Source organism: Pseudomonas sp. 05N432, assembly GCF_056396945.1.
In genome coordinates, this window is record NZ_JBFTMM010000009.1 from 162613 (window position 1) to 177375 (window position 14763).

Annotated in this window: 10 protein-coding genes; all 10 read right to left on the reverse strand. The window is 60.7% G+C overall.

Features of this window, described 5'->3' with window-relative positions; all coding sequences use genetic code 11:
* Window positions 1-2 precede the first annotated feature (2 nt).
* A complete protein-coding gene (gene pseC, locus AC1DHT_RS12085; protein ID WP_442114730.1) occupies window positions 3-1172 on the reverse strand; it encodes a UDP-4-amino-4,6-dideoxy-N-acetyl-beta-L-altrosamine transaminase in 1170 nt (389 codons plus the stop codon).
* Window positions 1173-1282: 110 nt separating this feature from the next.
* Entirely contained in the window at window positions 1283-4213 is a 2931-nt protein-coding gene (locus tag AC1DHT_RS12090) for a TIGR00180 family glycosyltransferase (RefSeq protein WP_427539108.1), read from the reverse strand.
* A gap of 55 nt (window positions 4214-4268) precedes the next feature.
* Complete coding sequence (locus AC1DHT_RS12095; protein WP_103315594.1) at window positions 4269-4997, reverse strand: cephalosporin hydroxylase family protein; 729 nt, start codon at window positions 4995-4997, stop codon at window positions 4269-4271.
* A 25-nt stretch (window positions 4998-5022) separates the two neighbouring features.
* Window positions 5023-5688 (reverse strand): acetyltransferase, encoded by a 666-nt coding sequence (locus tag AC1DHT_RS12100; protein ID WP_427539111.1) that lies wholly within the window; start codon window positions 5686-5688, stop codon window positions 5023-5025.
* Window positions 5685-6806 (reverse strand): DegT/DnrJ/EryC1/StrS family aminotransferase, encoded by a 1122-nt coding sequence (locus AC1DHT_RS12105; RefSeq protein WP_427539113.1) that lies wholly within the window; start codon window positions 6804-6806, stop codon window positions 5685-5687. Before AC1DHT_RS12105 ends, AC1DHT_RS12100 begins: the two co-directional genes overlap by 4 nt.
* Window positions 6803-8029: a methyltransferase domain-containing protein gene (locus AC1DHT_RS12110; protein WP_427539116.1), complete on the reverse strand. Its 1227-nt coding sequence runs from the start codon at window positions 8027-8029 to the stop codon at window positions 6803-6805. The genes AC1DHT_RS12105 and AC1DHT_RS12110 overlap by 4 nt, the downstream gene beginning before the upstream one ends.
* The gene (locus tag AC1DHT_RS12115) at window positions 8026-8586 is read right to left on the reverse strand and encodes a dTDP-4-dehydrorhamnose 3,5-epimerase family protein (RefSeq protein WP_427539119.1); all 561 of its coding nucleotides are present in this window, start codon (window positions 8584-8586) and stop codon (window positions 8026-8028) included. The genes AC1DHT_RS12110 and AC1DHT_RS12115 overlap by 4 nt, the downstream gene beginning before the upstream one ends.
* A complete protein-coding gene (rfbG, locus tag AC1DHT_RS12120) occupies window positions 8583-9665 on the reverse strand; it encodes a CDP-glucose 4,6-dehydratase (protein WP_427539122.1) in 1083 nt (360 codons plus the stop codon). The genes AC1DHT_RS12115 and rfbG overlap by 4 nt, the downstream gene beginning before the upstream one ends.
* On the reverse strand, window positions 9647-10420 hold the full coding sequence (gene rfbF / locus AC1DHT_RS12125; protein WP_103315589.1) for a glucose-1-phosphate cytidylyltransferase: 774 nt from the start codon (window positions 10418-10420) through the stop codon (window positions 9647-9649). The genes rfbG and rfbF overlap by 19 nt, the downstream gene beginning before the upstream one ends.
* 743 nt (window positions 10421-11163) lie before the next feature.
* Window positions 11164-14760 (reverse strand): glycosyltransferase, encoded by a 3597-nt coding sequence (locus tag AC1DHT_RS12130; protein ID WP_427539125.1) that lies wholly within the window; start codon window positions 14758-14760, stop codon window positions 11164-11166.
* Between the last annotated feature and the right edge of the window lie 3 nt (window positions 14761-14763).

Below are 14763 nucleotides of genomic sequence, written 5' to 3' on the forward strand. Positions count from 1 at the left end.
GTTTAACCGACGACACTTCGAAGTTGTTCAACCACATAGTCCTGCTGCTCATCGCTCAGAAGCGGGAACAGTGGCAAGCTGACTGCCTCACTGAAATAACGTTCGGCTTCTGGGAAATCACCGTCTTCAAAGCCCAACTTGCGGTAATACGGCTGCAGGTGCACGGGGATATAGTGCAGGTTTACACCGATCCCGGCAGCCCTCAGCGTATCGAATACTTCGCGTTGCGTGACGCTGATCTCGTCAAGCCGCAAACGCACCACGTACAGATGCCACGCCGATTGCGTGCCAGCCTGGGCGACCGGCAATACCAGCGGCAAATCCGCCAGCAAACGATCATAACGGGCGGCCAATTGACGTCGCTTGGCGACGAAGCTGTCAAGCCTGGCCATCTGTGACAACCCCAATGCCGCGTGCAGGTCGGTCATCCGGTAATTGAAGCCGAGTTCCAGTTGCTGGTAATACCACAACCCGTGATCAGGCACGTCCATCTGTGCCGGATCGCCGGTGATCCCATGACTGCGCAGGCGCCGCAGGTGCTCGGCCAACTCCGGTCGATTGGTCAAAACCATCCCGCCTTCGGCCGTGGTGATGATCTTCACCGGATGAAAGCTGAAAATCGTCATTGCCGCAAACTCGCCACAGCCCACCGGCCGCCCGAGATAGGACGCACCCACCGCATGGGAAGCATCTTCAATCAAGATAAAGCCGTAACGCTCAGCCAGCGCGGCCAAGGTGCGCATGTCACAGCTTTGACCGGCAAAGGCCACCGCCACGACAACCTTGGGCAACTTCCCAGCGGCCTCGGCAACTTCAAGTTTCGCTGCCAGCAACCGGGCGTCGAGGTTCAAGGTCAACGGATCGATGTCGACAAAGTCCACCTCGGCGCCGCAGTAGCGCCCACAGTTAGCGGACGCGACGAAGGTATTCGGACTGGTCCATAACCGATCCCCCGGCCCTAACCCTGCCGCCAGGCAGGCAATGTGCAACGCCGCCGTGGCATTGCACACGGCCACCGCAAAATCCGCCTGGCAATGCTCGGCCATCGCGCTCTCGAAACGCGCAATGGTTGGGCCCTGGGTCAACCAGGGCGATTGAAGCACTTGCACCACTGCATCGATATCCGCTTGTTCGATACTCTGGCAACCATAAGGAATCTGATAGGTCAGCATGACCGGAACCCGATCATCCATACCCCATCCAGACATCCCCGACGGCTGCCCGGGCTGGAAATCAATTTGCCATTGAACATGTGTAGTGCCCCGCTACCGTTACGCCAGACTTAAACCAGCAACCGCGCCCAATCCACGCTGGTCGGATTGCCAAGGGTGAAACCCTTGCCGGTCAGGGCGAGGTTCTTGTTGTACGCCAGATCGTGCTGGAACGGCCCGGCCCATTTTTCGCGCAAGGCCGCAAGCGCCTGCGGTGCATCGGGCAAGGTGCCAGGATGGATAACCTGCACTTGCGGTGTCCACACCACCAGATAGCCGGCCTGACCAGCCTTGAGGCACAGGTCGACATCGCCGTAGGCGTTGGCAAATGCCTGTTCGTCCAGCCCGCCAACCTCGTCGAACAGCGCTTTGCGGATCATCAGGCATACGGCCGAAACGGCCGAATAGTTCTGCTCCAGCACCAGACGGTTCATATAGCCTTTGGCATCCTTGGACTCGCCAACGAACGCCGAACCGACGCCATCGTTCATGCCCAGAATCAGCCCGGCCTGAGTCACCTTGCCGTCGTGATCCAGCAGTTTGGCGCCAACCACCCCGACTTCCGGTCGCTGGGCCTGGTTGAGCAGGGATTCGAGCCAGTTCGGGTTGACCACTTCACTGTCCGCCGCCAGTAGCACCAGGTATTCACCCTGGGCCTTCTGACTGGCCTCGTTGTACAACGCCGACAGGCTGAGACGCTCGTGCGCCCGCAGGACTTGAACCTTGTCGCCCGGCTGCCCGAGGCCGTCCAGCCATTGCAGGATGTCCGGTGACTGGCTCGCGTTATCGGCGATCAGCACTTCGTAACGGGTGTAGCGGGTTCGTTGCACAATGCCGGTCAGGCAACGTTGCAGCTGTGCCAGGTTGTCCTGGCTAGCCACGATGATCGACACCAGCGGACGCTCGGTATGACGGTAATCAATTTGATAGGTACCGGGTTCGGCGGAGCTGATTTGCGCCTTGTAGCCACGGGTCGCAAGGTGACGGATCAACGCCTGACGTTCGTGGGCATTTTCTTCCAGCACCGGTGCCCGGGCGATCAGCAACGGTTCGTCCAGATGAGCCAGCCAGGCCAGGCCGCCCTGCTCGATGATGCGCAGCAGCAGGTCGAACTCCAGCGCCTTGCTGAAGTCGGCCTGGTAACCGCCCGCCTCCAACAGCACATCCCTGCGGATCAGCCAGTGCCGGGCCATCAATGCTGGCAGGCTTTGCAGCAAATCAAGGTTGAAACCTGGGCGGAACACATCGATCAGCGCACCAGAGGTGTCACGCTGGATCTCGTCCGCTGCAACCGCTCGGCAGTCGGGCGCGGCGTGCAATTCCAGACCGGCGCGCAGCAGACCGCCGACGGTGAACTCATCACCGGCCTCGGTCAGCAACAACCAGTCGCACGGCGATTGACGCGCGATCTGATTGAGCTTGTCGACATGGTTGGCCGGGGTTACGCGAACGAAATGCAGCGTGTTGTGCACCGTCGTTGCCGCCAGCGGCTCACCGGTGGTGAACACCACGATCTTGAAGGCGTGGTTATGACCTTCCAGCAAACTGTCGAGGGTGATCTGCAGCTTGGCCGCGTCGTTGTCGAGGTCCAGCACCAGAATGCCAAACTGTGGACCGCCGTTGTGGGCGGTCAGATAACGTGACGTCGCCGCCACTTCGTCAGCGTCCGGACTACGCGCCGCCAGCCACTTGAGCAGGCGGCCGGAGCGCATGGCACCGAACACCTCGTCGTTGCCCTGGGTCGTCACCGCGTCCAGGCGCTCGGCCCAGGCAAACATGTCCCGCGCGTCGTCCGCTTCGCCCAGAAGCTCCAACTGCTGCGCCAGGCGCTTGACCACCTGACGGTTGAACGGGTTGCTGCCGTACGCGTGCCCCAGTCGCTCGATAACGCTTTCAGGGGTGTCGTTGTTGCGGGGCCGCATCATATCAGCCTGCATCGTCCAGATACCTTCGAGCCCCTGAAGCTGAACGCGGCCGGCCGGCATGGCGTGAAGCAGAAATTCGAACTGGCTCAACAGGTCGAAGAACTTTTGATTGTAGAAAGGCATTTCGACATATTGCAAAAGCCCGAATTGGCGGTCTGGCCCCTTCTGCACATTGTTCCAGCGCGATTCGAAAATCGGCTCGGCAGTCAACGCCCGACGGTTGCGCAGGCTGTCGGCCAGCGCCTCGAAGCTGTCCAGTGCCAACTGCCTGGCCTGCTCCGCGTCAAGACCGGTGCGGCTACTCGGCAACGTCGCCAGCAATTGGGCGAACGCTTCACGATCCGCTACCGACTTGGCATCGGCGAGAGTCAGGGTGCTGTAGATCTCGGTGTTGTGCTCCGACTCAAGGTAATTGACCTCTCGCACCACATACGGGATCGGCAGAATGCGCGCCTTGGCCATGGCCAGCATGTAGTACGCATGGCCGATTTCCTGCCATTCGAAGATGGTGTTCTCTGGCATGAGCGCGTACCAGTCACGCAACAGCTCGGTGCGGTGAACCGCATAGAACGGCGGGATGTACTGGTGCATGAAATCGATGACCCGGTCCTGCGCACGCTCGGACGAGTAGTCTTCACAGACCTTCTTGTCCCGGCGGTAGTAGCTCACGCTGTTGGCCAGGGTCAGGTACATCAGGCAATAGCCATGGCACATGCCGTAATCCGGATTTTCTTCCAGGAACGATACCGAAGCGTCGAGGGCGTCATGCACGATGAAGTCATCGTCGGCGGCAAACACCATGTACGGCGTGGTGACTTGCTGTACGCCGTAGTCGAGCTTGGCCCGAATGCCCCAGTAACCGTATTGCGGCAGGTGCTGATAGTCGACCGAGGGGTACACGCCGTCGATGCCATCGGTGGCCTGGGTCGAAGAGTCCAGCACCAGAATCCTGCAAGGCAAGGTGCTGTAGAACTTCACCGCCCGGCGCGCAAAGGCCGGTCGGTTGTGGGTGATGAGTACCACCGTCAACAACTCGTTCAATGGTAACCCGCTTTCAGAACCGCACTTGCCTTGCATAATTTCTCCCCACAACCGGCGTATCGCCCGATGAACTCAACAATGATGTCGTTGCTTAACGAACCCGACGCAGATAGCCGTCCGGCGCCACGGTGATCAGCAGCTTGCTGTGAATCCGCGCATCGATTTCAAAGTCGCGGTTTTCTTCCAGGTAGGCCCAGACCGCAGTTTTCGGGTTGTCGCCCTTGCCCCACGGACGATCCGGGAAGGCATCTTCCGGCATGTCCTCGACCACGGTGTCCATCACCACGCAGTAGCTGCCGACCGACACCAGCGGCGCATACAGGCGCAACTCTTCGAGCACATGTTCGTGGGTGTGGTTGGAGTCCAGAACCACCAGCACTTTCTTGCCAGCCACCCGTGCACGCACTTCTTCAACGATGGCCGGATCGATGCTCGACCCCTGGATCATGCTGATCCGGCGCGCCATCGGGTGGGCTTCAATGGCTTCGCGGTTGTGTTGACGAATGTCGATGTCCACACCTAGCACTTCGCCGTGGCCGATCAGTTCCAGCATCGAGGCGTAAAACACCAGGGAGCCGCCGTGGGCGATGCCMGTTTCGACGATCACATCCGGGCGCAGGTCCCAGATGATTTCCTGCATGGCAACCATGTCCTGGGGAAACTGAATGATCGGCCGGCCCATCCAGCTGAAGTTGTAGGTGTATTTGTGCTTGGCCGTGACACCGACCCAGTCCAGCGACTCGGACTGAAGTTTTTTGTCCTGCTGCAAACCTTCGATGTTCTGGCTTACTTCTTCGCGAAACTGCTCATGAGGATTCATGCAAACGCTCCGATACGGGGTGTTGTTAGTTGAAAACCCGACCGTCCTGATAAGGGACAGCCTGAGTCTTGATAATTCGTGCGGGATTGCCGACGACGACTGCATAGTCGGGAACGTTCCGGGTGACCACGGCGCCGGCGCCGACCGTTGCCCAGCGACCAATGCGCAAACGCGGCAGAATGGTGGCGTTGGTGCCGATGAAAGCGCCGTCACCCACTTCGACGCAGCCGGCGATGGCTACGCCGGGCGCCATGAATACGCTGTGCCCGATCCGGCCTTCGTGCCCGACCAGGCTGCCGTAGCTGATGCTGCTGTTATCGCCCAGGGACACTTCGGCCTGAATGATCACGCCTTCCTGGAGGTAGTTGCCGGTGCCCATGCGCGTCATGCTCAGATCGATGCCGGGGTGCAGGAAGTTGCCCAGTGTTCCGCCGGCCTCGATGATTTGCCGGGTGGTCTCGTAACGGGTTTTGGTGTCGCGGGTGATCAGGTTCACGAAGTGCGTGTCGGGGCCTTTCAAGTCGGCCACACGCGCTACGCCACCGATCACCGGCACGCCATGAAACAGCGTGCCGTGCTTGGCTGCATCGTTGTCGAGAAAGGCAAACTCCATGGCAGGGTTGGCACGTTTGACGGAGCCAATCATTCGCACGGCTTCAGGGTTTGCCGCGCCCAACAGGTAGACCTTCACAGCACATTCCTTTGCTGGCAGACCGTGCGAATCACCTCGATCACCCGCTGTTGATCGGCGTCGGTCATGTCGTGGTAGCTCGGCAGATTGATCGCCCGTTCCGATAGCGAGAAAGCCATCGGCGTGTGCACCGGCTTATCGGCAAACATCGGCAGCGCCGACAATGGCCAGAAAAATACCCGCGCATCGATATCCGCCGCTTGAAAGGCTTCGATCAACAGTTCACGGGTAATTCCGGTGCTTTCCTGGAATACCACGGTGGGCATCCAGTAACCGTTCCTGGAATGCTCCGGTTGCGGGTTCATGGACAACAACGGGATATCCAGCAGTCCCTGGGCATACCGGTCGAAGATCGCGCGCTTGCGGGCAATCAGCTCATCGACCCGTTCGATCTGGGCACAACCGATGGCAGCCTGCAGATTGCTCATCTTGTATTTGAAGCCGATGAAATCCGGCCAGAATTGACGCGTGCTGCCACTGACCCGACCGTGGTTGGAGAGTGTCAGCACCCGCTCGTACAGCGCCTTGTCCGAGGTCACGAAAATCCCGCCTTCCCCGGTGGTCATGGTCTTGGTGCCATGAAAGGAGAAGGCGCCGAAGGCCCCCAACGACCCCGCAGCTTTACCACGCCATTGCGAGCCGATGGCTTCGGCAGCGTCTTCGATGACCGCAATCCCGTGCTCGCGACCGATCGCAAGCAGCGCGTCCAGATCGCACAGGTTGCCGTACAAATGCACCGCCACGATGGCTTTGGTCCGCGGCGTAATGGCTTGCCGAACCTGCTCCGGGTCCAGGCACCAGCTGTCCGGCAACACGTCGACAAAAACCGGCGTCGCGCCCAGGTAATCGATAGGGGCCGCCGAGGCGATCCAGTTAGTGTTGGCCAGAATCACTTCATCGCCTGGGCCAATTCCCAGTGCAGCCATGCCCATGTGCAAGGCGCCAGTACAGCTGGAGGTCGCGATGGCATAGGGCACGCCCATGTGCTGCGCGAAGGATTTCTCGAAACGCGTAATGTATTCGTAGCAACGCTCGCCCCAGCCATGCTGCACAGCATCCAGCACGTACTTGGCTTCCAGCTCGCCCACACTGGGCTTGGTGTAGTGAATTCGGCTCATCTGAAGCTCAACTCCGGAATGGCAACGACAAAACGCCCGCCCCAACTGCGGACAACGGCGTATTGCTGGGTGATCTCGTCCAGCAGGTTCCATGGCAGCACCAGGACATAGTCCGGTTTCTCGATTTCAATCCGCTTGGGAGACACCACCGGAATGCGACTGCCCGGCAAGAACTTGCCTTGCTTGTGCGGACTGGCATCCGCGACCCAGGCCAGCAGGTCTGGCTTGACCCCGGCATAGTTGAGCAAGGTATTGCCTTTGGCGGCGGCGCCATAACCGACTACGCGTTTGCCCTCGGCCTTGGCCTGCAAGAGGAAACGCAGCAGTGCGTGTTTGATCTGTTCCGCGGCCGGGGCCAGGGTCGTGTAGTAAGCAGCGGTTTTGACTCCGGCCGCCTGCTCGACCTGCAACTGTTGTTGCACGGCAGGCGTTACTTCACGGCGCACACCCTCGGCACGCTGCACGAACACCCGCAGTGAGCCGCCATGGGTCGGCAACTCGCTGACATCGAAAACTTCCAGGCCATTGCGCTCGCACAAACGCTGCACGGCAGTCAGCGACAGATAGGAATAGTGCTCGTGGTAAAGGGTGTCGAACTGTTGCCCGGCCATCAGCGTCAGCAACTGCGGAAACTCGAACGTCGCCACGCCCGTGGGCTTGAGCAGCGTCGCGAAACCGCTGAGGAAATCATTGATGTCCGGCACATGCGCCAGCACATTGTTGGCGGCCATCAGGTCCGCGCCCCAGCCTTCGCTCAGCAACTGCGAGGCGCTGTCGCGACCGAAGAACAGCTCGCGTATGTCCAGGCCTTTTTCCCGCGCGGCCTGTGCTGTGCTGCGGGTCGGCTCGACGCCGAGGCAACGGATACCGCGTTGTGCAACGTACTGCAGCAAGTAGCCATCGTTGGCGGCAATTTCCACGACACGGCTGTCGGCGGTCAGCCCGAAACGCTCGACCATCTCGGCCACATACCGCTCGGCATGGGCCAGCCAGGTGCTGGAAAAGGAACTGAAGTAGGCATAGTCGGCATCGAACAGACTGTCGGCGCGGGTGTAGTCCTCGGTCTGCACCAGCCAGCATTCCTGGCAGACCGCGACTTTCAACGGGACCCACTGCTCGGCCTGTTCCAACTGCTCGGCCCGCAGGTACGCGTTGGACGGCGGCGAGGTGCCCAGATCGATCAACGGCAACGCCAACGGGGTGCCGCAACCTCGGCAGTTCATAGACGCACTCCAGGGAATTGGTCATCCAGCCAGGGATGAGCAGCATCCCGGGTCGACAGATTTTTGACAGGCTCGGGCCAGGCAATCGCCAGACGCGGATCGAGCACCGACAGGCCGCCCTCGTGATCCGGGGCGTAATCGGCGCTGTGCAAATAGAGCAGCTCGGCATCGTCGCTCAAGGTCTGAAAGCCATGGGCGAAGCCGGCGGGAATCAACAGGCTGCGACCATCACCGGCGCGCAGGTGCTCGGCGTGCCACTGCAAGAAGGTCGCCGAATCCGGTCGCAGGTCGACCGCAACATCCCAGACTTCACCGCGCAGGCAGGTGATCAGTTTGGCTTCCGGGGCCTGGGCATTCTGATAATGCAAACCGCGCACGCTGCCGCGCTCGCGGGTGCAGGACTGGTTGATCTGACGAATATGGAACGGCTCGCCAAAGGTGCTCAGGCTGCCCTCGCAGAACAGCCGGGCGAAGTGCCCGCGCTGATCTTCATGGCGTTTGTGCTGAACACTGAACAAGCCCTGGAGGGGCAACGCACTGATGCGAAATTCGCTCACAGCAGCCCCCGATACAGGTTCAGCTGGTGCAGCGTGATGGAACGCATGTCGTCGCCGTTTTCCCAGGCCAGGTGCCAATCCAGGGTATGCGTCAGACAGTCTTGCAGCGACCAGCGCGGCTGCCAGGCCAACAACTGACGGGCGCGACTGCTGTCCAGGCGCAACAGGCCGGCCTCATGCAACTCGCTCGGTTCGACGCGCAAACCGCGCGCGTGCGGCCAGCGTCTGGAGAGCAGCTCGACCACTTCACCGACGCTGCACATGTCGCCTTCACTCGGTCCGAAGTTCCACGCACCGGCGAATTGCGGACCGTGCTCATACAAGCCCGCCGCCAGTTGCAGGTAACCGGCCAGCGGTTCCAGTGCATGCTGCCAAGGGCGAACGGCTTGTGGATAACGCAGGGTCACCGGCTCATTCGCCGACCACGCCTTGAGCACATCGGGAATCAGACGTTCCGGGGCGAAATCGCCGCCACCGAGCACATTTCCGGCACGCGCCGTGGCCAGTGCCAGACCGTGTTCGGCATGCCGTTCGGCCGGGAAAAACGAGGCTGCGTAAGACTGCGCCAACAATTCGCAACAGGCCTTGCTGCTGCTGTAAGGATCATGGCCACCAAGGGCTTCGTTTTCACGATAGGGCCACAGCCATTCCTGATTGGCGTAGACCTTGTCGGTGGTCACCAGCACGCACGCGCGCACCCCGCCGATTTGACGAATCGCTTCCAGCAGATTGAGCGTGCCCATGACGTTGCTCGAGTATGTCCCGAGCGGATCGCGGTAGCCTTCGCGCACCAGCGGCTGCGCCGCCAGATGCAGGACGATTTCTGGCTGAGCCTCGGCGATCAGTTCCAGCAAGGCCGCCAGATCGCGCAAATCACCACGCTGATCGTTGATGCCTTCAGCAACGTGCGCCAGTTCGAACAGACTCGGTTCGGTGGACGGGTCCAGGGCAAAGCCTGTGACCTCAGCCCCCAGGCTTTGCAGCCACAGCGTCAACCAACTGCCTTTGAAACCGGTGTGACCGGTGACCAGTACCCGCTTGCCGCGCCAGAATTGCGAACTCAGTCCCACTGCTTCCATGGGGCCTCCCCGCTCTGCCACAGGTGCTCCAGATGATTCTTGTCACGCAGGGTGTCCATCGGGTGCCAGAAACCGTCGTGCTGGAACGCGTTCAGTTGTCCCTCGGCCGCCAACGTCATCAGCGGTTCGGATTCCCAAACTGTCTCGTCGGCTTTGATCAGCGACAGCACTTTGGGCGACAAGACAAAGAAGCCGCCGTTGATCCAGCCGCCATCACCGCGAGGCTTCTCGGTGAAGCCGCGCACCAGATCACCGTCGCGCTCCAACGCGCCGTAACGTCCGGGTGGCTGCACCGCCGTGACCGTCGCCAGCTTGCCGCTGCTCAGGTGAAAATCCACCAGCGCACCAATATTGAGGTCCGAAACACCGTCGCCATAGGTAAAGCAGAACGCTTCCTGATCTTCCAGATAGCGGCTGGCACGACGCAAACGGCCACCGGTCATGGTTTCTTCGCCGGTGTCGATCAAGGTGACACGCCAAGGCTCGCTGTAGTTCTGGTGAACATCCATGCGGTTGTTCGACATGTCGAAGGTGACGTCAGAGGTGTGCAGGAAGTAGTTGGCGAAGAAGTCCTTGATCGCGTAGCCCTTGTAGCCGAGGCAAATCACGAAGTCGTGAATTCCGTGCGCGGAATACTGCTTCATGATGTGCCAGAGAATTGGCTTGCCGCCGATCTCGATCATCGGCTTGGGCTTGAGGTGCGACTCTTCGCTGATCCGCGTGCCCAGGCCACCCGCCAGAATAACTGCCTTCATCTTGTCCCCTCTTGTTCGTCACAGGGCCAGCCCAAGCCCTACAAGGCTTTGCGACCATCTGGATAAATCGTATGAGGCTGCACCCATCACTCTCTGGCTGCACCGCACATGCTCGATTTATGGCGATTTTGAGGGGGACTTGCAGGAAACGCGCCAGCTAGCGCTGACACGGGAACTGTCGCAGGCGGCGATCTTTTGATTGCGCCTTGAAAAGATCGCCGCCTGCATCAGCTACGGACATCACCCACCCGCAATGAAGTGGCTCGCCTTCACCACTCAACAGGCCGAGCGTTAGCTCGCCTGCAGCTCTTGATCTTGATCCACCCGCCCCTTCGGCAGGCCGAGTGGAGGCGTTCATCAGGGGGAAGGCGCGCAGCGCCGTTCGACGCAGTCGAACACATCGAGAGGAGGTCGTCGCGAAGCAGACCGTAGGCGATGCCCCCTGATGAGTGCCGGAGCAAGGGTACGCCGAGCCTAGGTGAGGTGCCGTACGCTTGGGGCGAAGCCTTTTGGTTCCTTTTTGGCGTTTGAAAAAGGGACTCGCCGTCAGGGCGAAACCGTAAGTGGCCGTTACCGCAGGAATGGATATGTACACCTGCAAGAGACTGGTCGGCTTTCAGGCCGCCTTCGCGAGCAGGCTCGCTCCCACAGTTGGACTGTGTACATCTGCGAGAGATGGGTCGGCTATCAGGCCGCCAAGGTCAATAGATCGCAGCCTTCGGCAGCTCCGAAGGCTGGCGGTATCAGTCGGCCAACCAGCCGTTTTCCCAGTACCGCACGTTATCCCCGCGCAGCATGTAGTCGCGCAGCACCGCTTCGCGCAGTTCATCGCCCATGCGGTAGCTGGCATCCGGGTCCGCCAGGTGCATGCGGATGGCTTGCAACCACTCATCGGTGCTGTTGCTGACAACCCGAGTGCACGGCAGATAACCCCGATAGGCCTCGGTATCGGTACACACCACCGGGTAGCCGCAAGCACCGTACTCCAACAGGCGCAGATTGCTCTTGCAGTCGTTGAAGATATGAAACTCCAGCGGCGCCAGCGCCAGGTCGAGGTTCAGGCTGGCCAGCTTCGCCGGGTAGACACTGAGGTCGATCACGCCATGGAACTCATGCATGTAAGGCAGCAACTCTTCAGGGCACATGCCGAAGAACACCCAATCCACCTCGTTGGCCAGCTCGCGAACGACGTCGGCGATGATCGCCAGGTCGCCCGAGTGGCTGGTACCGCCCCCCCAGCCTACCCGTGGCTTTTTCGAGGTGCGGCGCTGGCTGCGCAGGCCATCCCAAAGATGAGTGGCGAGCATGTTCGGCACGACCCGAATGTCGTGATGCATCGACGACAACGCATCGGCCAGTGGCTGGGTCGACACCACCACCCGATCGCACAGGCCAATGCCGCGACGGACCAGACGCTCCATCTCGACGTGGTCCGGCATATTACGAATATGCGCGTTCTTCTTCGGCGCCTTGATGACATAGTCATCAAGTTCGTAAATCAGTCGGGCGTTGGTGTAGGGCTTGAAGGCGGCGATCTCGTTGACCGGCCCTTCACTGTAGCGCCCTTGCAGGATGATGACGTCCGGCGCCTCACGCTCGATCTCGATGATCGACGGCAGGTCGTAGTAGATCCGCCCGGTCGCCCGACCCGCCTTCTCCAGTTCGACCAGCGGCTGGATCGCCCGATAGTGACCGACCGCCGAGGAGTTGACCGGCAGCGCCATGATGTTCGGTAACTGGCGAACGGAAAACGGGCTCCAGCCGGTGCGCAAGCCTGGCTCCAGGCTGTAACTGGAACCGCCCAGGGTATTGAGCATCAGATTCGGGTTGTACGCCGGGTCGCGAGCAACAATGGGCAACCAGCGCCGGTAGAAGGTTTCCTGCTCTTGCGTGCGTTGCGCCAACTCGGCTTTGTCCGGTACGACAGCAGGCTGTGTCCCGAGGGCCAACTGGGCGTACGGCGTCCACACCACCAGATAGCCGTTCTGACGGACCCGCAAACACAGGTCCACCTCGTTGAGGGTCAAGGCAAAATCCTGCGCCTGCAGCCCGCCGACACTCTCGAATATTGCCTTGCGCACCATCAGGCAATCGGCACCGACAGCGCTCAGGTCCTGAACCACCTGCAAGCGGTGCATGTAGCCCGCCGCGTTAAGCGAGTCGGCGAAAAACGGTGAAGCGGCCGGCCCTTGCAGCCCGAGAATCAGGCCGGCATGCAGCACGCAACCGTCAGGATTGAACAGCTTGGCCCCGACGACACCGACTTCTGGACGCTGCGCATGATTGAGCAACTCACCCAGCCAGTCCGCACGGGTGACCACCACATACGGGTCGAGCATCAGCAGGTATTCACCGCGAGCCTGCTGCGCCGCAAAGTTGCGCGTCGCCGCGACATTCCCCTGCTGCGGATACGTCAGCACCCGCAACCGGTCACTGCCCAACCGGGCCATGGCGCTCAGCCACTCAAGCGTCTGCGCAGACTCACTGCCGTTGTCGACCAGCAGCAACTCGTACTCGCTATAGGCAGTTTTCTCCAACAGGCTTTCGACACACCGCTGCAGCACTGCCAACTGGTCCTTGCAGACAATGATGATCGACACCAGCGGCCGCTCGGCGTGCAGGTAATCGACACGATTGAGCAAGGTAAAACTGCCCTGGCGAATCTCATGGGCAACGCCCAATCGCTGAAGATGCGCCTCCAACACTTGCGGGTTGAGCTCAATGACGTCGGGCAGTGCCAGCCACTGCGCGAGACCGAGCATCGACTCCAGCATCACCTCGGCAATATGTTCGACCACCTCGACGCCATCGCCCTCGACCATGCGCCACAGCACATCGTGAGGCGCCAGTTCGCCGTAACGTGAATCGAAGCCACCCAGCGCCAGGAAACGTTCGCGCTGAAAGGCCAGGGATCGCCCGACATAGGGATAACTGCGCATCAGGTCCAGGTTGAAATCCGGCTTGAAGACCGGGTCTGCCGACTCACCGTCGCGCAATCCGCCTTCGTCGCCATACACACACAATGCGCTCGGTGACGCACTGACACGCTCGGCCAGCAGCAACAGCGCCGGCTCCACCAGACGATCGCCGGCACGCAGCAGATAGAACCAGTCAACCCCGTCGAGTTGCGCCAGCAATGCGTTGAGCTGCGCACACCGATCCTCCTGCAACGGCAGATTGAACACCCGCTCATCGAGCTGCGCTTCGGTACACGCGCTGGACAACACCAGAATCAACTCCGGCGCATATAGCTGACCGGCCAGGCTTTCAAGGGTCAGATCCAGGGCAGCACGACCGGCCTGATCATCGATGATGATCGGGACGATTTTTGGCTGTCGCGACCAACCGGCCACGGTTTCCGGCAACAGACGTCGCTGGGTATCACTGAGTGTGCGACAGGCCAGCCATTGCGCGTACAGCTGGGAAAAGCTCTCGCTGGCGATTCCCACCCGATACTCCTGGCTGGCCTGGCGATTCCCCAGCGTCCGACTCAGGGGTAACTCATCCCAGACTCGCGGCGCCTCTTCGGCCCGGCTCAGTGGCAGGTAACGAACCCAGCCTCCGGCAGGAGCGCCCTCGCCACCGCGAACCTTGAGCATTTGCACCAGCCAGTGCTTCTCCAGCTCCGCCGCCTCTTTCATCGGCTGCTGACGAATCAAACGCTCCGGATACAACCGCTCGACACTCAACACGTAGTTGAGTTGCGCCATGTTGCCCCGCCGCATCAGGCAGATGTACAAGGCCAGATCAAGCGACGCGACAAAGCAATGGCCAGGTTGAGTCAAGGCCGGCATCAGTTCCTGCACATCCTTGCGGCGGAACAGCGCACTGCTGAAGCCACCGAGGAAGTTGACCGGGTAGCTCTCGAAAATCGCCAGCAGGTCATCGCCCTTGAATATCCCGCACACCGGCGACAGCGTGCTGTTCTCCAGGCGCGAGGGCAGCGGGTGATCATCCGCATCCCAGAACACACGCTGGGCCAGCACCAGATTGATGTCCGCCTGCTCGCTCAAGACCTGCGCCTGGCGCTCGATACACGCAGGCGACAGCTGATCGTCATCGCAGAGAAACTTGATGTACTCGCCCCTTGCCTCGCCCAGGCACGCCAGCAGATTGCCGACAAACCCCAGCGTCTGCGGGTTTCGTACATACCGCACACGTTCTGCCGCGTCGCCCGCCAGCGACTCGACAACCTGCTTGATCTCATCGCCGCGACTGTCGTCGCACACAATGATTTCGAGGTTGGCGTATTGCTGGATCACAGCGCTGCGCAGCGCCCGAGCGAAGAAGCGTGGATTGAAGGCGGGAATGACGAGGCTGACTAACGGGACTGGATTCACGGT